At 55.0% G+C, this 23,095-nt stretch carries 21 protein-coding genes; 13 read left to right on the top strand and 8 right to left on the bottom strand.

The genetic code is table 11. The annotated features are described in order from the left end of the window. The first annotated feature begins 188 nt into the window (after positions 1-188). The 4 genes from HXW73_RS10835 to HXW73_RS10820 all read left to right on the top strand — a co-directional run bounded on the left by HXW73_RS10835 (position 189) and on the right by HXW73_RS10820 (position 4,519). A complete protein-coding gene (locus tag HXW73_RS10835; protein WP_186253124.1) occupies positions 189-1,355 on the top strand; it encodes an SIR2 family protein in 1,167 nt (388 codons plus the stop codon). Between the two features lie 112 nt (positions 1,356-1,467). Next, on the top strand, positions 1,468-2,154 hold the full coding sequence (locus HXW73_RS10830) for a hypothetical protein (RefSeq protein WP_186253123.1): 687 nt from the start codon (positions 1,468-1,470) through the stop codon (positions 2,152-2,154). Between the two features lie 162 nt (positions 2,155-2,316). Next, positions 2,317-3,887 (top strand): IS3 family transposase gene (locus HXW73_RS10825; RefSeq protein WP_446718981.1). Its coding sequence is split into 2 segments (ribosomal slippage): positions 2,317-2,770 and positions 2,770-3,887, totalling 1,572 coding nucleotides; the frame shifts between segments, so codons are not numbered across the junction. Between the two features lie 23 nt (positions 3,888-3,910). After that, positions 3,911-4,519 (top strand): DUF1993 domain-containing protein, encoded by a 609-nt coding sequence (locus tag HXW73_RS10820; RefSeq protein ID WP_240538612.1) that lies wholly within the window; start codon positions 3,911-3,913, stop codon positions 4,517-4,519. A gap of 241 nt (positions 4,520-4,760) precedes the next feature. Here the strand turns inward: HXW73_RS10820 and putA are convergent, their stop codons facing one another. The 5 genes from putA to HXW73_RS10795 form a co-directional block, all read right to left on the bottom strand. Further along, positions 4,761-8,426, bottom strand: a complete 3,666-nt coding sequence (putA, locus tag HXW73_RS10815) for a bifunctional proline dehydrogenase/L-glutamate gamma-semialdehyde dehydrogenase PutA (RefSeq protein ID WP_186253122.1) — start codon at positions 8,424-8,426, stop codon at positions 4,761-4,763. 148 nt (positions 8,427-8,574) lie between these two features. Further along, on the bottom strand, positions 8,575-10,065 hold the full coding sequence (gene putP, locus HXW73_RS10810) for a sodium/proline symporter PutP (protein WP_186253121.1): 1,491 nt from the start codon (positions 10,063-10,065) through the stop codon (positions 8,575-8,577). Positions 10,066-10,480: 415 nt separating this feature from the next. Then, a complete protein-coding gene (locus tag HXW73_RS10805) occupies positions 10,481-11,305 on the bottom strand; it encodes an AraC family transcriptional regulator (RefSeq protein ID WP_186253120.1) in 825 nt (274 codons plus the stop codon). A 23-nt stretch (positions 11,306-11,328) separates the two neighbouring features. Next, positions 11,329-11,688, bottom strand: coding sequence for a hypothetical protein (locus HXW73_RS10800; protein ID WP_186253119.1), 360 nt, complete (start codon positions 11,686-11,688; stop codon positions 11,329-11,331). Positions 11,689-11,959: 271 nt separating this feature from the next. Continuing rightward, on the bottom strand, positions 11,960-12,367 hold the full coding sequence (locus tag HXW73_RS10795; RefSeq protein ID WP_186253118.1) for a CBS domain-containing protein: 408 nt from the start codon (positions 12,365-12,367) through the stop codon (positions 11,960-11,962). 200 nt (positions 12,368-12,567) lie between these two features. Between HXW73_RS10795 and HXW73_RS10790 the strand changes: the two genes are divergently transcribed. The 7 genes from HXW73_RS10790 to HXW73_RS10760 all read left to right on the top strand — a co-directional run bounded on the left by HXW73_RS10790 (position 12,568) and on the right by HXW73_RS10760 (position 18,365). Continuing rightward, entirely contained in the window at positions 12,568-13,089 is a 522-nt protein-coding gene (locus tag HXW73_RS10790; protein ID WP_186253117.1) for a YqaE/Pmp3 family membrane protein, read from the top strand. 118 nt (positions 13,090-13,207) lie between these two features. Continuing rightward, a complete protein-coding gene (locus tag HXW73_RS10785) occupies positions 13,208-14,077 on the top strand; it encodes a carboxylate/amino acid/amine transporter (RefSeq protein WP_186253116.1) in 870 nt (289 codons plus the stop codon). A gap of 138 nt (positions 14,078-14,215) precedes the next feature. Further along, positions 14,216-15,124 (top strand): NAD(+) kinase, encoded by a 909-nt coding sequence (locus HXW73_RS10780; protein WP_186253115.1) that lies wholly within the window; start codon positions 14,216-14,218, stop codon positions 15,122-15,124. 2 nt (positions 15,125-15,126) lie between these two features. Beyond that, entirely contained in the window at positions 15,127-16,143 is a 1,017-nt protein-coding gene (locus tag HXW73_RS10775; RefSeq protein ID WP_186253114.1) for a metallophosphoesterase, read from the top strand. A 248-nt stretch (positions 16,144-16,391) separates the two neighbouring features. Further along, positions 16,392-17,237 (top strand): rhomboid family intramembrane serine protease, encoded by an 846-nt coding sequence (locus HXW73_RS10770; protein ID WP_186253113.1) that lies wholly within the window; start codon positions 16,392-16,394, stop codon positions 17,235-17,237. 14 nt (positions 17,238-17,251) lie between these two features. Beyond that, positions 17,252-17,536, top strand: coding sequence for a YeaC family protein (locus HXW73_RS10765; RefSeq protein WP_066317322.1), 285 nt, complete (start codon positions 17,252-17,254; stop codon positions 17,534-17,536). Continuing rightward, on the top strand, positions 17,520-18,365 hold the full coding sequence (locus tag HXW73_RS10760; RefSeq protein ID WP_446718980.1) for a DUF2797 domain-containing protein: 846 nt from the start codon (positions 17,520-17,522) through the stop codon (positions 18,363-18,365). The genes HXW73_RS10765 and HXW73_RS10760 overlap by 17 nt, the downstream gene beginning before the upstream one ends. Before the next feature lie 6 nt (positions 18,366-18,371). Here the strand turns inward: HXW73_RS10760 and HXW73_RS10755 are convergent, their stop codons facing one another. Both HXW73_RS10755 and HXW73_RS10750 read right to left on the bottom strand, forming a co-directional pair. Then, positions 18,372-18,677, bottom strand: coding sequence for a winged helix-turn-helix domain-containing protein (locus HXW73_RS10755; RefSeq protein ID WP_186253112.1), 306 nt, complete (start codon positions 18,675-18,677; stop codon positions 18,372-18,374). 40 nt (positions 18,678-18,717) lie between these two features. Continuing rightward, on the bottom strand, positions 18,718-19,803 hold the full coding sequence (locus tag HXW73_RS10750) for a PA0069 family radical SAM protein (protein ID WP_186253111.1): 1,086 nt from the start codon (positions 19,801-19,803) through the stop codon (positions 18,718-18,720). A 171-nt stretch (positions 19,804-19,974) separates the two neighbouring features. Between HXW73_RS10750 and HXW73_RS10745 the strand changes: the two genes are divergently transcribed. Together HXW73_RS10745 and HXW73_RS10740 are read left to right on the top strand one after the other, a co-directional pair. Continuing rightward, the gene (locus HXW73_RS10745) at positions 19,975-20,514 is read left to right on the top strand and encodes a DinB family protein (RefSeq protein ID WP_186253110.1); all 540 of its coding nucleotides are present in this window, start codon (positions 19,975-19,977) and stop codon (positions 20,512-20,514) included. 139 nt (positions 20,515-20,653) lie between these two features. Further along, entirely contained in the window at positions 20,654-21,124 is a 471-nt protein-coding gene (locus HXW73_RS10740) for a GNAT family N-acetyltransferase (protein WP_186253109.1), read from the top strand. A gap of 146 nt (positions 21,125-21,270) precedes the next feature. Here the strand turns inward: HXW73_RS10740 and pgi are convergent, their stop codons facing one another. Continuing rightward, positions 21,271-22,938 (bottom strand): glucose-6-phosphate isomerase, encoded by a 1,668-nt coding sequence (gene pgi / locus HXW73_RS10735; RefSeq protein ID WP_186253108.1) that lies wholly within the window; start codon positions 22,936-22,938, stop codon positions 21,271-21,273. Positions 22,939-23,095: the final 157 nt, after the last annotated feature.

The raw sequence follows: 23,095 nt of genomic DNA, 5'->3' as shown, positions 1-23,095 counted from the left end.
AATTCTTCAGGAAATGGAACGCCTTGATTGAGGCGCCTAACAATTCATTCAAGCCGACGCCGCTTCGCGGCGCGGCTTAATTCAGGCGTTAGGCCCCAACGAGTCATGGAGAGGATCGGGAAAAAATTGAAGGGAAAAATGCTCAAGTAGGCTTTGGTTGATATTTCAAAAATAGAGAGGGTGCTGGGTTGAGTAAAGAACATCCTGGATTTCGAATTTTTGTGCTCGGGGCTGGTTTTTCTGTTCCTGCTGGGCTTCCTACCGCGACAGAGTTGTATCCAGAAGTTGTCAGGCGAGTAGAACGGTTGCATGGAAAAGACAATCGTTTTCACTGGTCAATTCAGGACTATATAGATTACCGAAAAAGAAGTGATGGTGTTGAGCTGACTATTGATAGCATAGATCTAGAAGGGTTTATGTCCTATCTCGATATCGAGCATTTTCTTGGGTTAGAGGGGAGCGATACCTTAAGTGAGCACGGCAATGCAGCCCAGCTATTTGTAAAAAGGTTCATTGGGCAGGTAATTCATGAGAGAACACCGAGTAAGGATGCCTTACCGCAAGAGTATTATGAATTTGCTAAGAAATTGTCAGTAAACGATATTGTTATAACGCTAAATTATGACGTTGTTCTTGAGCGAGCTCTTGAGCATGTTGGTAAGCCTTACAGGCTGTTCCCGAATCGATACAGCAAGATTGGTGACGGGTTTAATACTGTTGATGATTCCAGAGACGAGGTTACGATCTTAAAGCTGCATGGTTCTTTGGATTGGTTCAGTAATAAATCTTACCTTCATGGCTTAGAGGCTTTTAAAAAACAAGGTGTAGATGGGGCACCTAACGATCCCATTTTCAATAATAATGATAAGTATGGCCACTATTCGCTAGTTGATGGGCCAAGGAATGAAGATGATCCGTTACTTAATATTTACAGATTAAAGAACATGGATCGCTTTTACGGAAATTACGATCCACCTGCGGTTCCAATGATACTCTCTCCTTCTCATATGAAAATTGTTTATGCAAATCCGTTTATGGATTTCTGGTGGGGTTGGGGTCGTGCTGGCGGTATGAATTTGGGTGTATCAATCATTGGGTTCTCTCTGCCTTTACACGACGATTATCTTCGAATTCTCCTCTATAGAATTATAGCCAATTTCCAAGAAGTGGCTTGGGATCAACCACTTTTAGATTGGAATAAGAACCACGTAAAGCTTGTCGACTATAGGACGGACAAAAAAAGCAAAGATGAATTAATCGAAAGGTACCGATTTATTGATTACGACAAAGCAGATGTCTATACAGATGGTTTTTCTATGGATGCAGTCGAGTTTATTTTTAGCCAATCAAGATAGGCCTAACAAGCGCATTTTGTCGGACTGGTTCTCCGCTGCGCTCCAAACCAGCCGCAAATGCGGGCGTTAAGTGGATAGTGGTTGTCGAGCACTTTGGTTAGTAGGAGGCCGTATGGCGAATAATAGCGAAAAGGAAATGGACGTTGGCGGACCCGAGCTTTGGTCTTTAAGAAGCAGAACAGCAATTAAGGTTACCTCTCTAATAAACGAATCTGGCGTCGAAATGGCCCATGCTATAGTTGAGGGTAAATTGGGCGATTCCTTACGCTATTGGGGAAGCGTTTTGCAGATGTGTGGGGAGCTGGGAATAGCTTCAGCAAGGATGCTTTCTACGAAAGAACATTATGCTGGTGCGGCTTTGTTGCGGCAAATAGTAGAAATTGAATATTTAACATGGACCTTTGAAAACGGGTATGCGGATATTGATAAATGGCTAAGCAGCACCGATAAAGAGCGAATGAAAACGTTTTCTCCTGCGCAACTTCGTAAAAATTCTAAAGGAAGATTTCTTTCTGAGGATTACAAAAATCACTGTGAAAAGGGAGGTCACCCTGTACCCCGAGGAATCCCGCTTCTAGGTGGAAAATTTATACCAGAGGCACAGCTATTGTTGATAGATTTGCTGCTGCATTGTTGGCGCATAAGAGATCAGGCATATTCCTGGCTCAGAAAGAATCAGTGCTGTATACCTGACCAAATAGTAGAAGTTGGTCCTATCTTGTCGGCATGGAGTAAGCAAGATCCTGCTTATATACAAGCCTGCAATGAAACCCCTGAACCGAACACAATAAATAAATAACGCGGCGAGGTCACTTAACAAGCGCATGTTGTCGGACTGGTTTTCCACTGCGCTCCAAACCAACCGCAAATGCGGGCGTCATGTCACCCCCCTCTGTCAGCCTAGTTGTCCGGTTGGCGATATTGCCTAAATTAAATCCAGAGGGAGCGGCATGGAGTACGTGTGCCACGTTATTCTAAAGAGCGTAAAGCTGTTGTACTGAAAAAGTTGTTGCCACCCCATAATCGCAGTGTGGTATCTGTCGCCACTGAAGAAGGCATCTCTGACGCGACGCTGTATAGTTGGTTAAAACAGTGTCGAGAAAAAGGAGTGCCTGTGCCGGGTTACACCCAAAGCGACAACGAGTGGTCGCCTGACGCCAAGCTTGCCGTGGTCATCGAAACCGCCACCCTGTCAGAAACAGAGCTTGGTGCTTACTGCCGCGAAAAAGGCCTTTATCCCGAGCAGATCCAGCAGTGGAAAGCCGCTTGTCTCCAAGGCGCTGGCCAACAAGAAGACCAAGCAAAAACGGCACAAAAACAGCGTAAAGAAGACCGTAAAACGATCAAACAGCTCAAAGCAGAAGTACGCCGCAAAGACAGAGCCTTAGCGGAAACGACATCGTTGCTGGTGCTCTCAAAAAAGCTCGACGCCTTGTACGGCGAAGACCCGAACAGCGGCGAGGACGACTGACGCCGCTTGAGGAACGTGCAAGGCTCATTGCGTTGTTTGATGAAGCGGTAACAGGGGGCGCTTCCCGCTATAAAGCAGCGGCGATGATAGACGTGAGCGAGCGCACGCTGAAACGCTGGCGTTCTGCGTGTGGCGCAGTGGTTGAGGATCAGCGCCTACACGCGGTACAAGGCAGTCAGCCGCATCAACTGACTCATGAGGAGGAACAGGCCATTTTGAGCGCCTGTAATCGCCCCGAGTATCAGAGCCTACCACCGTCTCAGATCGTGCCGTTACTGGCAGATCAAGGGGCCTACTTGGCTTCCGAGTCGTCGTTCTACCGGGTACTGAAAAAGCACCAACAGCAGCACCACCGAGGGCGAATGAAACCACGCCGCCCAGTACCTGAGCCGACGAGCTTTACGGCCACCGGGCCGAACCAAGTCTGGAGTTGGGACATTAGTTTTTGTTCTTCCGTTGTGCGTGGTCAGCACTGGTATCTCTACCTGATCATGGATATCTACAGTCGCAAAATCATCGCCTGGGAAGTTCATGATGCGGAATCAGGTGAGTTGGCGAAACAACTGCTGGAACGCGCCTTATTGAGAGAAGGATGCTGGCATCAGCCCCCGGTGTTGCACTCGGATAACGGCGCGCCGATGACGTCTTATACACTGAAAGCGAGGTTAACAGAGTTAGGGATGTTGATGTCTTACAGCCGACCGAGAGTGAGCAATGACAACCCTTACTCGGAAGCGCTGTTCCGTACCGTCAAATATTGTCCAGCGTGGCCCACAAAGGGCTTTGCATCGCTGAGCGCGGTACGTGACTGGATGTTGACGTTCGAACGAGCCTACAACGAACAGCACTTGCATAGTGGCATTCGGTACGTGACACCCGCTGATCGGCATCGAGGTGTCGACCGAGAACGTCTTAAGCATCGCAAAGCGGTTTATGAAAGAGCTAAGCGCCGACATCCACAGCGCTGGTCAGGCAACACACGAAACTGGGAAGTACCCGGTTCGGTAGCGCTCAACCCTGGCAAGCTGCAGGAAGTCGAGCGTAATAAACAGGCTGCTTAGAGGCAGCCATTTGGACAACTGGGTTGAAAATCACCGTCACCATCAATTTAGAAGGAAGAAAATCCATGTCATTAACGACGCTACTCGTCCCAACCTATACGCAAATGCTGAGAGCACTCTTGAGTTGGTTGAAGAAGGCACAGGAACAAATGCCGAAAGCAGATGCGGAAGCGCTATTATCCGCGCGTCTCGCGCCAGACATGTTTCCTCTATCGACTCAGGTTCGGTTTGCCTGCGTTCAGGCTCAAGAGGCGATATTCCGACTTAAAGGAGAGGCTTTCCCCAAATCTATCGGTGAACTGCTCGAAGAAGGGCGAAATGCAGTTGAGCGTCCCGGTTCGCTCGCGGATGCTCGAGCTCGGATTGATGAAACCGTTGCATTACTTGACGACCTCGACTCAAACGCCCTAGATATAAACGCCGATAAACCAATTGCGCACGAACTTCCAAACGGTATGATTCTTGATCTTACCGCCGAGCAATATGCCCGCGATTGGACGCTAGCCCAATTTTATTTCCACCTGATGACCGCCTATTCAATTTTGCGCAGTGAGAATGTCGAGCTAGGAAAAGCTGACTACGTAGCGCACATGTTTCCCTATATTCGACCTGAAACGATACCTAAAGATTAACAGCTTGGTTATGACATATGGCAGCCCTTATCCCTGCTAAATTTTCTAATGAAATCAATGCAGAGCAAAGCAGGACGTGCAAGAAAACACCGGATTACGGCGTAAACTCGGCTGCTAGATAAAAAAAGCCACTAACGAGTAGTGGCTTTTGAATCGCTGAGAGATTGACCCGCTTTTGCTTAGTGCGGAGGGCGAGCGGCATCAAGCCGCCGCTCACCTCCTAAGCACCAACCACTCCGACTTATTCGGCGGTGGCCAGCAGGCTGGCGTTACCACCCGCTGCAGTGGTGTCGATGCACAGATGGCGTTCCACCACGTAGCGATCCGGCGAGATGGTCTGGGTCTCGAGCGGTATGATGGCGCCGTCGCGCTTGGCCAGCGCAATGCGCAGTTCGCGGGCCCAGTTGCTGTCGCCCGCGGCGGCGACCGCCGCAATGCCTTTGACCTCGCTCAGTGTCTCGGCTGAAACGCTTCCTTCAAGCCCGGCCACCGGCGCACCGGCATCAATCAGCGGCTTCACTGCCTGCTCGGCACCGGGTGCGGCCACTATCGCTGCACAGCCCGCACCAAGGGCCTGCGCTGCTTGAGCGATGGCGATATCCAGGGTCGGGCCTAGGCACAGAACGGCTCCCTTCGGGTACATCGTCAGGCGGTTGCTTTCGCCCGTTGGCCCCGGCAGTGTCTGTGGCGTCATATCTAACGCAGCCGTCTCATTGAGCGCTTTGCGGATCACACCGCCTTTGCCAGAGAGTGCCTTGCGCAACACTTCGACCCGGTTGGTGCGTGCCGCCCAGTTGCGCGCATCCAGCCCATTAAGCGTGGATTGGAGGTCAGGCAGTGAGACGGCTTTTCCTTGTGGCGCCTCAACATGCTCTGCGTCTGCGGTGCGGCGGAAGCGCGTCACGTAGAGCGGGCCACCGGCCTTGGGCCCGGTGCCCGAGAGCCCCTCGCCGCCGAACGGTTGGGAGCCGACGATAGCGCCGATCTGGTTGCGGTTGACGTAGACGTTGCCAACATGAATGCGCTCGACGATCTGCTGCACGCGGTCGTCGATGCGGGTATGCAGGCCGAAGGTCAGGCCGTAGCCTTTGCCATTGATGTCGTCGACCACCTTGTCGATATCCCGCGCCTTGAAGGTGGCGACGTGCAGCACCGGGCCGAAGATTTCACGCTCGAGATCCTCGATGCCGCCAACCTCGACCACCGCCGGGGTGACGAAGGTACCGGTGTCTGGCGCGGGCAGCTTCTTCAGCACTTTGCCGTTCTTCTCGTTCGTCGCTACATAGTCGCTGATTTCCTGCTGGGCATCGGCATCGATCACCGGCGATACGTCGGTGTCGGTATTCCAGGGGTCACCGATGGTCAGCGCGTCCATCGCACCGTAGAGCATCTTGAGCAACCGGTCGCGGGCCTCTTCCTGAACATACAGCATGCGCAGCGCCGAACAGCGCTGACCGGCCGACTGGAAGGAGGAGATCAGGATATCGCGTACCGCCTGCTCGGTGAGCGCCGTGGAGTCGACAATCATGGAGTTGAGACCACCGGTCTCGGCGATCAGCACGGCATCAGGCCCTGCATTCTCGGCCAGCGCCTTGTGGATGATCTGCGCCACCGGGGTTGAGCCGGTAAAGCAGACACCGGCAATCCGCGGATCGCTGGTCAGCGGGCCGCCTACCGTCGGGCCGTCGCCCGGCAGCAATTGCAGCGCAGCTTCCGGCAAGCCAGCTTCGCGCATCAGCTCAACTGCACGAGCGGCGATCAGAGGCGTCTGCTCGGCAGGCTTGGCGAGCACCGCGTTACCGGCCACCAGGGCGGCAGCAATCTGCCCGGTGGTGATGGCCAAGGGGAAGTTCCACGGGCTGATGCAGACAAAAATGCCGCGGGCGCTGCCGGGCTCTTCCGCTTCCAACCGCTCGCCTTCGTTGGCGTAGTAGCGCAGGAAATCCACTGCTTCGCGCACTTCGGCGATACCGTCGAACATCATCTTGCCCGCTTCGCGGGTGGTGATCACGGTCAGCTCGGCGATGTGTTCCTCGTAAAGATCAGCGGTGCGGCGTAACACTGCGGCGCGTTCGGCCACAGGGCGCGCTGACCACTCTTTGAAGCCTTCTCCGGCGGCGTCGAGCGCGGTGGCGACCTCTTCCGGGGTGGCCTCATGTACCTTGCCGACCACCCGCGAGCCGTCGGCGGGGGAGACAGCATCGCGCGCCGGGCCCTGGGGGGCCGGGCTGCCTACCAGCATGGGGCCGGCGGTCCAGGTGGCGTCGGCAAAGGTTTCACGCGCATCGAGCAGCGGCAGGATCGAGGCGGGTTCGTTGATGCGGTAACCCCTGGAGTTCTTGCGATCAGGCTCGAACAGCTCGTTGGGCTGGCGGATCAAGGGGCTTGAGACGTCGTTACCGAGCTGCTTGAACCCTTCGATGGGATCCTTTGAGACTTCGCTCGGGGGAATCGAACTATCCACTACCTGGTTGACGAACGAGGAGTTGGCGCCGTTCTCCAGCAGGCGGCGAACCAGATAGGCCAGCAGGTCGCGGTGGGCGCCAACCGGGGCGTAGATGCGACAGTGGGTACCTTCCGACTCCTTGACGATATGGTGCAGCGACTCGCCCATGCCGTGCAGACGCTGAAACTCGTAGCTGTCCTTGTCATCGCCTGCCATCTCGACGACGGCGGCACAGGTGTGGGCATTGTGGGTCGCAAACTGCGGATAGATGCGGTCGCGCCGGTCGAGCAGCATCTGGGCACAGGCCATGTAGCTGACATCAGTGTTGACCTTGCGGGTGAAGACAGGGAAAGTCTTGACACCCATCTCCTGGGACAGCTTGATCTCGGTATCCCAGTAGGCGCCTTTTACCAGACGTACCATGATCTTGCGGTTGTATCGCTCGGCCAGTTCGTAGAGGGTCTCGATCATCGGCGCGGCGCGACGCCCGTAAGCCTGCACGACCACCCCGAAGCCATCCCAACCGTCTAGGCTGGGGTCGGCCATCAAGGCTTCGATCACGTCGAGGGACAGATCCAACCGGTCTTGCTCTTCGGCGTCGATATTGAAACCGATATTGGCCTTGGCCGCCTGCTGCACCAGTTCCTTGGCGCGTGGCACCAGTTCGTCCATCACCGTGTCGCGGTGGGTGTATTCATAGCGTGGGTGCAGCGCCGAGAGCTTCACCGAGATGCCAGGGCTCCCGCGCACGTCGCCCTTGGCTTGCTTGGCGATGGCGGTAATCGCCTTGGCATAGGCTTCATGATAGCGAACGGCGTCTTCGTCGGTACGTGCCGCTTCGCCCAGCATGTCGTAGGAGTAGGTATAGCCCTGCTTCTCGAGTTCGCGGGCATTCTTCATGCCTTCTTCGATGGTCTGGCCGAGCACGAACTGGCGGCCAAGAATCTTCATCGACTGGCCAACCGCCTTACGCACCACTGGCTCGCCCATGCGGCGCACCAGGCCGCGCAGCGCCCGCGTGGGCCCCTTGGGATCGTCGTCCAGCACCTTGCCGGTCAGCAAGAGTGCCCAGGTCGAGGCGTTGACCATCGATGACGAAGACTTGCCAAGGTGGGCGCCCCAGTCGGATGGCTCGATCTTGTCGTGGATCAGGTCGTCGATGGTTTCCGCATCGGGCACGCGCAGCAGCGCTTCTGCCAGACACATCAAGCCAACGCCCTCAGTGGTCGAGAGCCCGTACTCGGCCAGGAACGCCTCCATCATCGAGGGCGACCTTTCCTTGCGGACACGCTCTACGTACTTGGCGCCAACGGCGGCGACTTGCTTGCGGTCATCCTCCGACAGCTTGATACGCTCGACAAGCCCGTGCAGTACATCTGCCTCATTGGCGTCATAGTGGGTGCGAATGCGTGAGCGCAGATCTTTCACATCGCTATGCAGATGAGGATTGGCTTCGTTCATACTGGGTCTCTCCTTGCTAGCCGACACGTAGCATTGCTGAGTCGGTTAGATGTCGTCGTTCTTTAAGAAGCAAGCACAAAAGATCAAACCAATAGAGGGCTCCCGGGGGAGCCCTCTCGATACATTAAATGTATCCTGTGTGCTCCTGTTAGCGGGTAATATGCTGATATTCCCCGGCATCGGCCGTCGCGCTGCTCACTACCATGATGGCAATGAAGGACGCGATGAAGCCTGGAATAATCTCGTACACACCCGGGCCACCCATGAACTCGGCGTTCCAGCCCAGTGAAATCCAGACCATGACGGTGACAGCACCCACGACCATGCCGGCGATGGCACCATTGCCGTTGGTGCGTGACCACATCAACGACAGGATAATCAGCGGACCAAAGGCCGCACCGAAGCCTGCCCAGGCGTTACTGACCAGCCCCAGAACCTGGGAGTTTTCGTCAGAGGCAATAACCGCTGCCACAATGCCAACCAGCACCACGCAGACGCGGCCGATGGCAACAGACTCTTTTTCGGACGCATTCTTGCGCAGGAACAGTCGATAGAAGTCTTCAGTCAATGACGAAGATGCTACCAGTAGCTGGCTGGAAACGGTGCTCATGATCGCAGCAAGCAGCGCTGCATAGAGGAAACCGGTGATCAGCGGATGGAACAGGAGGTCCGCCAGGACGATAAAGATCGTTTCCGGATCCTCGATATCCATGCCATTACGGATCGCGTAGGCCCGGCCGAAGATGCCCAGCGAAACGGCGCCGATCAGCGAGATAAGCATCCAGCCCATGCCAATGTTGCGGGCAATCGGCACATCTTTCAGTGTCCGGATGGCCATGAAGCGCACAATGATGTGCGGCTGGCCGAAATAGCCCAGGCCCCAGGTCACGGCAGACAGCCATCCGATAAAGGTCAGTCCCGACGTCCAGGACAGTAGAGTGGGATCGACTTCATTCAGGGTCTGAGTCGCCTGATCGAAGCCGCCGCCCCCTTCGCCAAATAGCACCACCGATGGCATGATCACCAGCGCCAGCATCATGATGCAGCCTTGCACGAAGTCCGTCATGCTCACGGCCAGGAAACCGCCGACAACGGTGTAAATAAGCACCACGCCTAAAGTGATCATGACGCCCATGGCGTAGTTGCTCATGTCACCGAAGTTGAAAACGCCGGAAAACGCGCTTTCAAACAGCTTGCCGCCTGCGACCAGGCCTGATGCTGTGTAGACCGCGAAGAAGATGACGATCACGATGGCGGACACTGTACGCAGAGAAAGCGCCCGTGTCGGGAAGCGGTTCGCCAGGAAAGCCGGAATGGTGATCGCATTGCCATAATGAACCGTCTGTTCACGTAAACGTGGAGCTACCAGAATCCAGTTGAATAACGCCCCGACGAGCAAACCAATACCGATCCAGGCGGAGCCCAAGCCAGAGACGAACATTGCCCCGGGCAAACCCAGCAGCAACCAGCCGCTCATGTCCGATGCGCCGGCTGACAGGGCCGCTACTTTGGGACTGAGGGTCCGGCCACCGAGCATGTAATCTTCAGAGGAAGAGGTGGCTTTGCGCATGGCATAAATGCCAATGCCAACCATGAGCGCAAAGTACGCAATGAGACTAATCCAAACACCAATAGCCATGAAACTTCTCCAATTCGTCAGGACGGCGTTAATTCCGCCCGGTTTGCGCGGTTACCGGAGAATGCCCGGTAGTAATCCGCATTATTTTTATTAACCCTGTTTTCTATTCACGTTACGAGGCCTAATGATCGCCCGCCGGAGATAGTGTCAGAAAGGTTGATGGCACGTTTATCAGCAATGATCCCAGTATTATTTTCGACCATGAGGTAGTTCCCTGTTCAGCAGTTTTGGTTTGTCGTTGATGAGCTGTCCACTCATCGCCAAGCGTCAACAGCGACGCGTTTCCGCCCAGTGTATTGGTAACAGGACGTAAGCCTGAGCTAACGCTCGAATGTAGAGCGGAGTGGATGTCGGTGTATGCCATTTCCGCGGGAAAATATGTCAGATTCGAGGTAAGTCAATCACTTTTAAGACTTTAGTTTAGATTGGCGGGCTCTGCCAGCGGGTTAGCTGGACGGCTAGTCAACGGGCCGGAAAGTCTGTGGGATTGACGAAGCTGGCGGGGTGAGAGGCCATAGCCACGGCGAAACGCATGCGATAGCGCACTTTGGTTGGCAAAGCCGGTTTGCAGCGCAATATCGGTCAGCGATAAGTGGCTCTGAACCACAAGCTGGTGGGCAGCATGCAAACGCTGGCGCTTTACGTATTGCCAAGGCGAGAGGCCTGTCTGTTGACGAAAACGTTCTGAAAAATGCGCCTCGCTCAGGCACACCAGTTTCGCCAGATCGGCGACACGCAGGTTGTCGCCCATATGCTGCTGAATAAAACGGTCAAGGTGGTGAATATCGAGACGCGAGGGTGGTCTAGGGTCATGGCCCAAGCGCCCCTTGAGAGCGCCCAGAAATGTGGCGGCCAGCCGGTCATGTTGAAAGGGCGAGAGGCTAGGAGAGACTGTCTGGCCAAGCTCGCATTCCATGAAAGCCAGGTAGTGGCGCAGCGAGGCATCCAGGGCAAAAAAACGCGGCGCATCGAACAAGGCGACAAGCTCGCGCTGCTCGCCGGTAAGCGCCGGTGCATCTTCTGGCAGGTCCAGAATCAGCTGTCGATTATAGCCGCTGCCCGAGTAGTAGTGCTCATGATTCGCGGGCACAATGCAACCCGAAAACGCATTAACACGGCCCCCCAGCCCCTCGATTTCAAACTCCGAGGCACCGCATAGGGTAATAACGATCTGGTGAAAATCATGAGAGTGGTGACGCGTAGCGCTTTCCAAAGGAATTCGACGAATGGTGCTAGGCATAGGAATCTCCGCCGCCACCTGCGTTAATGTGCATGGAGTTCGGTGTGAGCCGCCAAATGATCGCGCAGGGCTTTCAGTTCTGCCTGACCCTCTTCGTTAAGCAAGGGCTTTCCCTGAGCCAGTTGCCAGCGCCTGCCATGTTGGTCCATCAAGTGGGATGCCCGTCTCCGCACGCCCTCTAAATACTCGTTATGCCGAATGGGGTAGCCGATCAGGGCGTTCCATTCCGTTTCGCTCACCTGGCTGGCCAGCGCTTTGTCAAAAAGCGCTAGCAGATCTTTCGGTTCGGTGCGGTACCGTGGCGTGCGCGAGCTCAGCAAAACGGCCACGACACTGCCAATCACCAGAAAACACACCCCAAATACCAAAAGATAAAGTGCCATGCAGTACTCCCTTGGGGGTTGAGCGCGAAGTTACGATACGGTGCATTATACCGTTCACATTTTTCGAAACGAAAATTTTGCAGATTGCCGAACTTTTTCAGAACAGCGTGTCTGAGTATGTACAGGCAACGTAGTGATAGCAGTCGCTAATGGTGTTGCCTCGCTATTGTTTTGATCCCTTGCTTCCGCTGCTCCATGAGCAGCGGTTTTTTTTGCCTGATGTTGATGGTTTCACAGCAATATGCTTTCGCAACGTTCTGCGACAGCCTTCTCAGTGACGGCGAATGGTGAGCAAAGCGACAAGAATATCGCGTCGCGTAACAATCCCTACCAGGCGGCGTTGTTCAACCACCGGATATATTTTGGGTTTTGCGCCCAGCATTTCCTGCGCCAGATCGGTAATGCTTTTCGCCGGGGTAACGCTGAGCACTTCGTTGCGCATCAGCTCCTTGACCAAGGGCGCCTCATCATCATGGTACACGCTGTCAAGAACGCGGCCCAATACATCCTGTTCTGAAATAAAACCGATCAGGTTGTCATGCCGATCAACCACCGGCGCACCAGGAAGACGGTGCAGCGCGAGTCCCTGGGCCAACGTGGTGATCGACATTTCTGGCGAGACACGATAACAATCGCGAGACATGATATCGCGCACGGTGTGAGGCGTGGGTTTTGACATTGTGGCTCTCCTTTTGCGTGAGCATGGCGAACGTTTAGTTAACCGTCGCTCTATTCACTTTAGAAGATTTACATACAGATGCGATGATCATCCTGCTGGGGCATTCAACGCTTTAAAAGCGCTTGTAAAGGGCCGCGAACGTCGCAATTGTCCCCTTTATCTGGTCGAATAACCTTAATGACTTGGCGTGAGGAAAGATTATGGACGCACGTGAATATTTGAATCGCAAAGGGGTGCCGCTGGACCGTGATGCCGACCGCCCCAACACACTGGAAGAAAAATCCTGGGAGCGTGCGCGTGAGGCTGGTCAGCAACGCCCCAAGGTGGGGACACCCCATGATTGGGAAGAGTGGGAGCGCTATCACGAGGATCTGGCGCACGACGCCGATGCCCTGACGCAAAAAATCGATAAAGACGCTCACCGCAAGACGACGGTTAACGATTCGTCCAAGGCTGAAGCGACGCCCGCTGTCGATAAAAGCGTTGAATTTTTCACCCCTGAAAAACCATCCGATAACGAATCGGCACCGCAGTCACCTCCGCTGACAGCCATGCCTTCGTCGGTGAAGGCGGCTTACTATGCATTGGCTGTGCTATTCCCGCCATTGGCGGTAGCGCTGACGGAAGGGGGCGCACGACGCGTCGCCATTACGACGTTACTGACGCTGTGTGTCTGGCTACCAGGAGTGGTTTTCGCTTTTGTATGGCTTCGCCGGCAATAGGAAGCACCCGTTTCTCGTTGGATTTACTTTATCAGGCGATGTTTTGCCAATCAGCCATTGGCAACGGCGATACGCGACGTATAATCCACGTCAACTTTTATAATATCTGAGGTTTACGATGGCGTATCTCGTCGGTGTCACCGCGCTGTGGGCGTTCTCTTTTTCGCTGATTGGCGTTTACCTGGCGGGCCAGGTCGACAGCTATTTCGCGGTACTTCTTCGGGTAGGGCTTGCCGCCTTGGTGTTCTTGCCGTTTCTACGACCCAGCCTGTTGAAAGGCAAACAGCGTTTGGCGCTGATGGCGCTGGGCGCCATTCAACTCGGCATTATGTACACCTTCTTCTACCAGTCATTTATATTGCTGTCGGTACCCGAAGTTCTGCTGTTTACCATCTTTACACCGGTTTATATCGCGCTGCTGGATGATCTGCTGTTTGGTCGTTTCACGCCGATCTACCTGGTAAGCGCGGCCCTGGCGGTGATTGGCGCGGCGGTTATCCGCTACGATGGGGTCGATAGTGGTTTTTGGGCAGGTTTTTTAGTCGTGCAAGGAGCCAACCTGTGCTTTGCCATCGGCCAGGTCGGCTACCGGCGTTTAGCGGCTGACTTGCCTGCCGATTTGCCTTGGCACAATGTGTTTGGCTGGTTTTTTATCGGTGCCATGGTAATTGCGTTACCGGTCTTTCTGCTATTCGGTAACAGCGCCGCTCTGCCGACAACCGGCGTGCAATGGGGCGTATTGGCCTGGCTTGGGCTTGTCGCTTCGGGGGTGGGTTATTTTGCCTGGAACCAGGGCGCCACTCGGGTAGATGCTGGCACCCTTGCGGTCATGAATAATGCGCTTGTACCCGCTGGGCTGGCCGTCAATTTGCTGATCTGGAACCGTGAAGCCGACGTGGCTCGGCTGTTGCTTGGCGCAGGAATCATGGCGGCGTCGCTGTGGCTAAATCACTGGTGGCTGCAACGTCAGCAGGCACACCCTGCATAGGGCCTGTTGACGTTTCATTCACGGCCGCGCTGAAACGTCAACAGGCCCTCAGTCCATTTGCCCGTGCTGCCTGCTCTGGCCATAATGGACGGATCTTATTTGTGTCGACTCACGACTCATCATGTTCAGGAAGCTGCTGTGCCATCGAATACGCCAAAGGAGTCAGGGCGGCCATTTAGTACCATCGGGCTAATTGGCCGCCTGGGCAGCGATAAAGTCGTCGACTCGCTGCAGCGCTTAGTTAACTATCTGGTTGAGCATCGCTACCGCGTACTGGTCGAGGATCGTACGGCCACGGTGATCCCACACCATGGTCAGCCTGAGGCTAGTCGCCGTGCACTGGGTGAGATGTGTGACCTGGTGATCGTGGTTGGCGGCGATGGCAGCTTGCTGGGCGCGGCCCGCACCCTGTGCCATAGCGGTACGCTGATTTTAGGCGTTAATCGAGGTCGGTTGGGCTTTTTGACCGACATCTCACCGGATGAACTGGAAACCCGTGTTGGCGAAGTGCTGGCCGGTGAGTTCGAGCGTGAAGAACGCTTCCTGCTGGATATGGCGCTATACCGCAATGGTGTGATGGTGGGCTCGGGTGAAGCACTCAATGAAGTCGTTGTCCATCCGGGCAAAGCCGTCCGTATGATCGAGTTCGAACTTTTTATCGATGGTCAGTTCGTTTACAGCCAGCGTAGTGATGGGCTGATTATTGCAACGCCGACAGGCTCTACTGCCTACGCGTTATCCGGCGGTGGGCCGATCATGCACCCCAAGCTGGATGTGATTACCCTGGTGCCGATGTTTCCGCACACGCTTTCAAGCCGTCCCATTGTCATTGATGCGGCCAGCGAGATTCGCCTGCACATCGGTGAGACCAACCAATCCTATCCCCACGTCAGCTGCGATGGGCAGACACGCTCGGTCGCTAAACCGGATGATGTCGTCGTCATTACACGAAAGCCAGAACGGGTTCAGCTGGTGCATCCCATTGGACATAATTTTTACGAGGTGCTGCGCAGCAAACTTGGCTGGAGCAACCGGTTGGGAGACTGAAGATGGTCCACCAAGTCGCCGCCAAGCCGGTGTTTGAAGGCTACGATCTGATTGGGGACGTGCACGGCTGCGGAGCGACGCTTGCGGCATTGCTCGAAAAGCTGGGCTATCGCCAACGCGGTGGCGTCTACCGCCATCCGCGCCGCCGGGTGATCTTTCTCGGGGATCTCATCGATCGGGGGCCACGTATCCGGCTTGCCGTGACCATCGCCCGGCGAATGGTTGAGTCCGGCGAAGCCCAGATCGTCATGGGCAACCATGAATACAACGCCTTGGCGTATACCCACCCGGCACCACCGAACAGCCAACAGCGCTGGTTACGCGAGCACACACCGCGTCACAACCGGATTATTCAAGACACGCTGGAACAGTACCGCGACCACACCAACGAATGGGAAGACACGCTGGCATGGTTTAAAACGCTACCCTTGTTTCTCGAACAGGATGGCTTACGGGTGGTGCACGCCTGTTGGGATCATCAGCTGATAGAGCAGTTCAAACAAGACTACCCCGATGGCTGCCTGGACGACGATTTTCTTGTCGCCTCGACCGATCCATCGACCCAGGCATTTCGCATCCTGGATCGTCTGACACGGGGCAGCCATCTGCAGCTTCCCGACAACGTCGCCATTCACTCGGGGGATGGGTTCACGCGGCACAGTTTCCGAACCCATTTCTGGGCGACATCGCCCCAGTACTGGGGCGATGTCGCCTTCCAGCCCGATAATTTACCCGGCGATCTAGAGCAGCGGCCGCTTAGCCAAAAAGAGCGTAAGACGCTGAGTTATTACGGTCCCGATGAGTCCCCTTTGTTTATTGGCCATTATTGGTGTGAAGGCATACCTGCGTTACCCACGGCGAACATTGCCTGTCTGGATTACAGTGCGGTGAAGTATGGCCGTCTGGTTGCCTATCGTTGGAATGGCGAACAAAGCTTAAATGCCGATCATTTTGTCTGGATCCAGGTCGCCAGAGAAGAGCAGAGCGTTTTAAACACCGTGCTGGATGACGATGATTGATCTGAATTGTTATTGTTACATTAATTTACATAATTTTTGCAAAACATATGAACTAACGCTGTCGCCGCTCGTCAGAATAGATGTTCCCTTGAATGATCCCTTGCTATTTACCCGGCGGCCCCCTCCGCCGGTTTTTTTTGGTGGAAATAATAATCACTGTATTGCCACACCTGGGCGTGTTCTATCCAATGGGTTGCCAAGCTTAGCGTTTGTTTAAATAGCCTATGTCGTTATCATAAAGGAAGCCTATGCACCCCGTAATGCGTTTACCCCCCGACACGGATGCCCAGGCGCTTCGCAAAGCGCTTTGGCGTTACCGCATAGGGCACCGGATTACCGCTGAAGACGATGCCCAGGTGCTCTGGGTCGCCGATCCAGATCAGCGTGAAGCGCTTCTCGCTCTGGTTGCCCGCTGGCAGCAGGGCGAGCCCCTTGAACTCGCCGAGCAGGCCTCAAAGGCGGATTCCCCTGCGCTGTTCTCAACGCTTAAACAATTGCCGGTTACCGTGGCGATGGTGGTGGCGAGTCTGGTGATCTTCGCGCTGATCGGGGTATTTGGTGACCTGTTGATCGTAGCCCTCACCATCGTGCCGATTGGTATTGCGAGCGGTGAGCTCACCTACGGGTCGCTGACAGATACGCTAGTTAGCGGCCAGGTATGGCGTCTGCTGTCGCCGGCTTTTCTGCATTTTGGCTGGATGCACCTGATCTTCAACCTGATGTGGGTATGGTATTTCGGGCGTCAGGTCGAAGCGCTACAGGGTGGACGGACGCTGCTCTTGCTGCTGGTCTTCGCAGGGATACTGGCGAACCTGGCACAGTACGCGACCGGTACAGTGCTGTTTGGCGGCATGTCGGGTGTCGTTTACGCCTTGCTGGGGCATGTGTGGCTGATGTCGCGCCGTGTGCCGGGAAGCGGCTTTTTTGTACCGCAAATGCTCGTCGTGTTCATGCTGGGCTGGATGGTGTTTACCATGACCGATATGGCTGGGTTGGTAGGCTTTGGTAATGTCGCCAACGAGGCGCATCTTGGCGGACTGATCGTCGGCCTGGTGACAGGCTGGTATTATAGCGCGCGGCGTTTACGGTCTTAACTGAGGAGTTTGGCATGAGCGATATGACCTTCGATAAAATGATTAATCAGATGACCCCGGCGATTTACGAGAGCCTCAAGCAGGCCGTATCGCTGCGTAAGTGGCCTGACGGCCGCTACCTCACTGCCGAGCAGACCGAGCTGTGCCTTGAAGCCGTGATGCGCTATGAGGTGGAAAACAACGTGCCCGAAGCAAACCGCGTCGGATATCTTGAACAGCGCACCTGCGGTGCAGGCGCCACGGGGCAGGGCGTTTCACCTGAAATGGCCGGTCTTGCCAAGGATGCTTCGCGTGACTGATGGGTTAGTGCAGGGGTGCTTGCGTAAAATGGCGGTCGAACCGGGCACGACTCAGGCTCAACCCGTCAGCTATAAGTTGCGCGCGGGTGAGCATCGCATTGATCTGAATGAGCGGTTGGGGTCGCCGTTACAGCTGCGTTGGAGCGGCGCTATCGCCTGTACCCATTGCGGTCGTGCAACCAAAAAAAGCTTTGCTCAGGGCTACTGCTACCCCTGCTTCAAACGCCTGGCCCAGTGCGATACCTGCATCATGAAACCGGAAACGTGTCATTTTTTTCAGGGCACCTGCCGCGACCCCGCATGGGGGGAGCAGCATTGCTTTCAACCGCATATTGTTTACCTGGCCAACTCGTCGGGGTTGAAAGTGGGTATTACGCGTAAAACGCAAATGCCCACCCGTTGGCTGGACCAGGGCGCGATACAGGCGCTGCCGATTCTTGAGGTCGATACCCGCCAGCAATCAGGCTTTGTGGAGATGCTGTTCAAGGAACATGTTGGCGACCGCACCAACTGGCGAGCCATGCTCAAAGGCGACGTGGCGGAGCTTGATCTGAAAGCCGAACGTGATCGCCTGATGGCCGCGACGGCCAGCGGCCTGGGGCAACTGAAAAGTGAACACGGGTCGGACGCCATCCGTGAGCTGTATAGTCAACATCATGCCTTTCACTATCCGGTGGAGACCTTCCCACGCAAGATTGTGTCGCACAACTTCGACAAGCAGCCCGAGGTCAGCGGCATCTTGCAGGGCATTAAAGGCCAGTACCTAATGCTGGATACCGGGGTGATCAATCTGCGTAAGTTTACCGGTTATGAGGTTAGCGTCGCTTAATATCGCTTAGGCGTTAACGTAGCCCAGTGCCTCTTGCAGGTATCCGGCGTGACTCGCCACCCAGCTTGGGTCAATCGCGCCCCAATCACGTATCTGATAGCGGCCAATGTTGTGCCGCTCGCCCTCGTCCTTCTCGAACACGCACTCAATATCCAGCTCAGCAAGCGAGGTAATGGTGTCTTGCGCGGTGCGCCGTGGCATGCCGGTTGCCTCGATCAAGGCCGGGACGCTGGCAGTGCCTTGGTCAATTAGGTACGCCACGTATAGGCGGCGATAAAAGCTCGATTTGGTTTTACTTAACGGCGCGGACATGGCGCATCCTTTATGGGAGTCGACAGTAACGCCGCCCAGTCTAATAGAATAAATCGCCTTGCGCGCGCGGCGGACGAAAGTCGCGGGTATTCAATCCCTGCTCGGTGCGCGACTGCAATTTCCACTGGCGGCTGGCGCGATTAAACCGTTGGCCGATCATTTCGGCAAACACCCCTTCACCGCGGAAACGCTTCCCAAAGCGGGCATCGTAATTCTTTCCGCCGCGGCACTGACGAATCAAGCTCATCACCTTGGCTGCCCGTTCGGGGTAGTGGGCTTCCAGCCAGGCCTCGAACAATGGCGCCACTTCATGGGGTAGGCGCAACAGCATCCAGGTCGCGGTGCGCGCCCCCGCTCGGCTGGCGGCTTCCAGAATCCGCTCAATTTCATGGTCGGTCAGCCCAGGGATGATCGGCGAAACCAGCGTGCCCACAGGAATCCCCGCAGTATTCAGCTCGCGGATGACTTTCAGACGGGCCTGAGGCGACGCCGTACGCGGCTCCAGGGAGCGTTTCAGATTGGCATCCAGGCTGGTAATGCTGATGAACACCCGCACCAGGCGGTGTTCGGCCATTTCGGAAAGTAACTCCAGGTCCCTCAGTATAAGGCTGCTTTTGGTCACAATCGTGACCGGATGGCGACATTCCAGTAACAGTTCAAGCAAGCGGCGGGTGGTTTGGTGCTGCGCCTCAAGGGGCTGGTAGCAGTCGGTGTTGCCGGAAAGGTTAATCGGGCGGCACACGTACTTAGGGTGGCAAAGCTCTTCGGTTAATTGCTCCACTAAACCGCTTCGGCCAATCAACTTGGTTTCAAAATCCAGCCCTGGCGATAAGTCCCAGTAGGCGTGGGAGGGGCGGGCATAGCAGTAAACGCAACCGTGCTCACAGCCGCGGTAGGGGTTCAGTGAGCGATCAAACGGCAAATCCGGTGAGGTGTTCCACGACAGTGCGCTTTTACTCACCTCTTCGCGTACTTCGGTGGCGATGGTCGTAGACGCCTCTTCCCGCCACCAGCCGTCATCTTCCGCTACGCTTTGGGAGGGCGCAAAACGGTTGTGTGGGTCGTAGGTAGCCCCGCGCCCTTTGCGCACAGAGGAACCGCCATCAGCGTAATGAAAAGCCGTCATTTGCCACCCCGTTAATATATGGCTATATATACAGTATATGGCGTTTGTCAAAAGACGCAAGGAGAGAGGAAAGGGCTTAAATGCTAGATTCGAGGGGATGAACAGATGGGTAGTTATTTCATGCCCTTAAAGTGCCCGCTGGCGCGAGTATTGAAAGAGGCGATGTGACCTATGAAGCTGCAAACCCATTTTGCATTGATGGCATCCTGCAATCAGTGGATGAACGCAAAAGTATACGAGGCCGCCAGTAAGCTGACGGCTGCGGAACTTAGCGAAGAGCGTGGCGCGTTCTTCGGCTCGATTTTTGGCACGCTTAATCACATCGTGGTCGCCGACACAATATGGCTCAAACGGTTTGCAACCCATCCCTCTTCCACCGCAAGAACGCTTGCGGTGGTGATCGACCTTCCTGCGCCAGAGCGGCTTGATCAAATCATGTTTGATGACCTGGATAGCCTAACAGCACACCGCCAATGGCTGGATAGCGTGATTATTAACTGGGTGGCAGCGCTGACAGACGACGATTTGAGCACCACGCTGAGTTACCGAAACAGCAAAGGAATCGCTTCCACACGGCGCTATTCAAGCCTTATCTATCACTTCTTCAATCACCAGACCCATCACCGCGGGCAGGTTTCTACGCTGCTCTCGCAAGCTGGTTTGGATATAGGCGTCACCGATCTGCTGGCGCTGATTCCAGATGAGGCGTAAGAAGGGTGTCAAAACAACACGCATGGTACAAAGTGGTAAATGGTGAAAATCCAGGCACGTTAGGTGACTATGTTGAAAATCATTGGTAGTAGTCGCTCACATTAAAAGATGCCACATCAACTACAACAGCGAGCACTAAATGATCAAGCTAGAAAAACTTAATGCATTGGATGTGGCTGAAGTGCTCAACATCGCGGTGCTCGATGATCAGGTGAAATTTGTGGGAACCGCTAAGGAGTTTCTCGCTGATAGAAATGAGGCTGCGCATTTGCATGTAATTAAACACAATGATCAGGTGGTAGGGTGCTTCAAAATCGATATAGCCTACGCTGATGGCTATGACTTTTGTGCGAAAGGCAGCATAGGCTTACGTACCTTTATTATTGATGCCAAGCAGCAGGGCAAAGGGATTGGGACGTTGGCGGTAAAAGCGTTGTTTCTCTATCTAAAAGAAAACTACGCGAATTATCCCCGAATCTACCTGACGGTGAACGCTAAGAACCCCGCAGCTCGCACCTGTTATCAAAAGGCGGGATTTTATGAAACAGGTGAGCAATACCTGGGCGGCGCTGCGGGGCCTCAACATATTATGTATTGGGACATCCAGTGATCAAAACGTTTATCCCAATCGATAGTGAACCCATCCTGGCTTTCTAACATCATGATGTTATGTAGCTTGCCGGATATGGGCAAGAATAAACGCCTTGGCTCTCTCAAGCCAAGGCGTTCGTTTTTGTGTCCATTTACGAAACTGGTTTAGCGCTTCTTCCTCGCCGGTTTTTTGTCGTCGCTGGCTTTTTCAGCGTTCGTTGCACCTGTCCCATTGCCTGGGAAGTGGCCACGCAGCAGCTCCAACAGTCCTTGGGTCGAGGCATCGAAGTCGGCGGCGTTGGTGTCGATACGCTCGCTGATTTCACCGGCGATACGTTTGCCTAGCTGGACGCCCCACTGGTCAAAGGAGTTGATGTTCCAGATGACGCCTTGAACAAACACCTTGTGCTCGTAGAGGGCAATCAGCGCGCCCAGGTTTTTTGGTGTGAGCTCGTCCAGCAGTAAGGTGCTTGATGGGCGGTTGCCGGGGCAGCTGTAGGGGTCGTGCTGGCTGAGTTCTTTGCTGTCTCCCTGGCTGCCTTCCATAAAGGCGTTTGCCTGGGCGAGCATGTTGGTCAGCAAGGCGAAGTGGTGGTCTTCCACGCCGGGCTCGGGCTTGAGCGAAGCAATAAAGTCGATAGGCACATAGCGCGTGCCCTGGTGCAGCAGTTGGAAGAAAGCGTGCTGACCGTTGGAGCCGGTCTGGCCCCATACAATCGGGCCGGTCTTGTAATTGACCGGATGACCGAAGATATCCACCGACTTGCCGTTGGATTCCATGTCCAACTGCTGCAGGAAGGAGGGAAGCTGGTGGAGGGCTTGGTCGTAGGGCACGATGGCCTGGGTTTCGGCACCGATAAAGTTGATATACCAGATACCGATCAGCGCCATCAGCACCGGCATGTTCTCGGAGAAGGGCGCCTCGATGAAGTGGTTATCCATCTCGTGAGCGCCTTCCAGCAGCTCGATAAAGCCTTCAAAACCAATCGATAACGCAATGGGCAGGCCGATCGAAGACCACATGGAGTAACGCCCGCCGACCCAGGCCCAGAACTCGAACACATTCTCTTCGCGAATGCCAAACTCCATCGCCGCCTTGCGGTTGGTGGAGGCAGCGATAAAGTGCGCGCCCACATCGGCGTCTTCGCCAGCGTTTTCCAGGAACCAGCGCCGTGCTGTTTTGGCGTTGAGCAGGGTCTCTTGGGTAGAGAAAGTCTTGGTCGAGACAATAAATAGCGTGGTGGCCGGGTCGAGACGTGAAAGCACCTTTTGTATATGGGTGCCGTCCACGTTGGAAACAAAGTGAAAGTGCAGCTCCGGATGGCGGTACTTCAACAGCGCACGGACGGCCATGTTGGGGCCAAGATCCGAGCCGCCAATGCCAATGTTGACGACGTCCTTGATGCGTTTGCCGCTATAGCCTTTCCACTCGCCGCTGCGCACCGCCTCGGAAAACTGCTTGATCTGTTCGCGGGTGCGGGTGATCTCGGGCATCACGTTCTTGCCGTCGACAAACACCGGCTCATCGCCCAGGTGGCGAAGCGCGGTGTGCAGTACTGGACGGTCTTCGGTGACGTTGATGATATCCCCCGAGAACATCTGTGCCCGGCGCTGTACCAGAGCGGAGTGGTCGGCCAGTTCGATCAGTTTGGCCTTAACCTCGTCGGATACGTGATGTTTCGAGTAGTCGAGGAAAAGACCGCCCACCCGCAGGCTCATTTTTTCAAAGCGCTGCGGGTCATTGGTGAAGTAGTCACGAATGCGGTCGTTAGCGGTTTTGTCGCGCAGGCGTTCGAGTGCCTGCCACGTCACACTGCGGGTTAGCTGAAACATAGCGGTGTCCGTTGTTGTGGGTGGCGAGTTGCCTTGATGTTATGTGTGTAAAAATACTACATAAAACGCGCGCTGTGGCAAACCATCGCAAACAAAAGCACGTTTAATGGTAATAAAACCAATAATACGTCTAATGTAAGGCGGGCCGTGGCCCGCC

This window comes from Halomonas sp. SH5A2, assembly GCF_014263395.1.
In the GTDB taxonomy this organism is placed as follows: domain Bacteria; phylum Pseudomonadota; class Gammaproteobacteria; order Pseudomonadales; family Halomonadaceae; genus Vreelandella.
The sequence above is the reverse complement of the archived record's forward strand: the minus strand, read 5'-3'. Positions and strand labels throughout refer to the sequence as shown.

Coding starts and splice junctions, on each gene's coding strand:
- HXW73_RS10830 (WP_186253123.1), top strand. CDS start 1,468: ATGGCGAATAATAGCGAAAAGGAAATGGACGTTGGCGGACCCGAGCTT.
- putA (WP_186253122.1), bottom strand. CDS start 8,426: ATGAACGAAGCCAATCCTCATCTGCATAGCGATGTGAAAGATCTGCGC.
- putP (WP_186253121.1), bottom strand. CDS start 10,065: ATGGCTATTGGTGTTTGGATTAGTCTCATTGCGTACTTTGCGCTCATG.
- HXW73_RS10805 (WP_186253120.1), bottom strand. CDS start 11,305: ATGCCTAGCACCATTCGTCGAATTCCTTTGGAAAGCGCTACGCGTCAC.
- HXW73_RS10800 (WP_186253119.1), bottom strand. CDS start 11,688: ATGGCACTTTATCTTTTGGTATTTGGGGTGTGTTTTCTGGTGATTGGC.
- HXW73_RS10795 (WP_186253118.1), bottom strand. CDS start 12,367: ATGTCAAAACCCACGCCTCACACCGTGCGCGATATCATGTCTCGCGAT.
- HXW73_RS10790 (WP_186253117.1), top strand. CDS start 12,568: ATGGACGCACGTGAATATTTGAATCGCAAAGGGGTGCCGCTGGACCGT.
- HXW73_RS10785 (WP_186253116.1), top strand. CDS start 13,208: ATGGCGTATCTCGTCGGTGTCACCGCGCTGTGGGCGTTCTCTTTTTCG.
- HXW73_RS10775 (WP_186253114.1), top strand. CDS start 15,127: ATGGTCCACCAAGTCGCCGCCAAGCCGGTGTTTGAAGGCTACGATCTG.
- HXW73_RS10770 (WP_186253113.1), top strand. CDS start 16,392: ATGCACCCCGTAATGCGTTTACCCCCCGACACGGATGCCCAGGCGCTT.
- HXW73_RS10765 (WP_066317322.1), top strand. CDS start 17,252: ATGAGCGATATGACCTTCGATAAAATGATTAATCAGATGACCCCGGCG.
- HXW73_RS10760 (WP_446718980.1), top strand. CDS start 17,520: ATGCTTCGCGTGACTGATGGGTTAGTGCAGGGGTGCTTGCGTAAAATG.
- HXW73_RS10755 (WP_186253112.1), bottom strand. CDS start 18,677: ATGTCCGCGCCGTTAAGTAAAACCAAATCGAGCTTTTATCGCCGCCTA.
- HXW73_RS10750 (WP_186253111.1), bottom strand. CDS start 19,803: ATGACGGCTTTTCATTACGCTGATGGCGGTTCCTCTGTGCGCAAAGGG.
- HXW73_RS10745 (WP_186253110.1), top strand. CDS start 19,975: ATGAAGCTGCAAACCCATTTTGCATTGATGGCATCCTGCAATCAGTGG.
- HXW73_RS10740 (WP_186253109.1), top strand. CDS start 20,654: ATGATCAAGCTAGAAAAACTTAATGCATTGGATGTGGCTGAAGTGCTC.
- pgi (WP_186253108.1), bottom strand. CDS start 22,938: ATGTTTCAGCTAACCCGCAGTGTGACGTGGCAGGCACTCGAACGCCTG.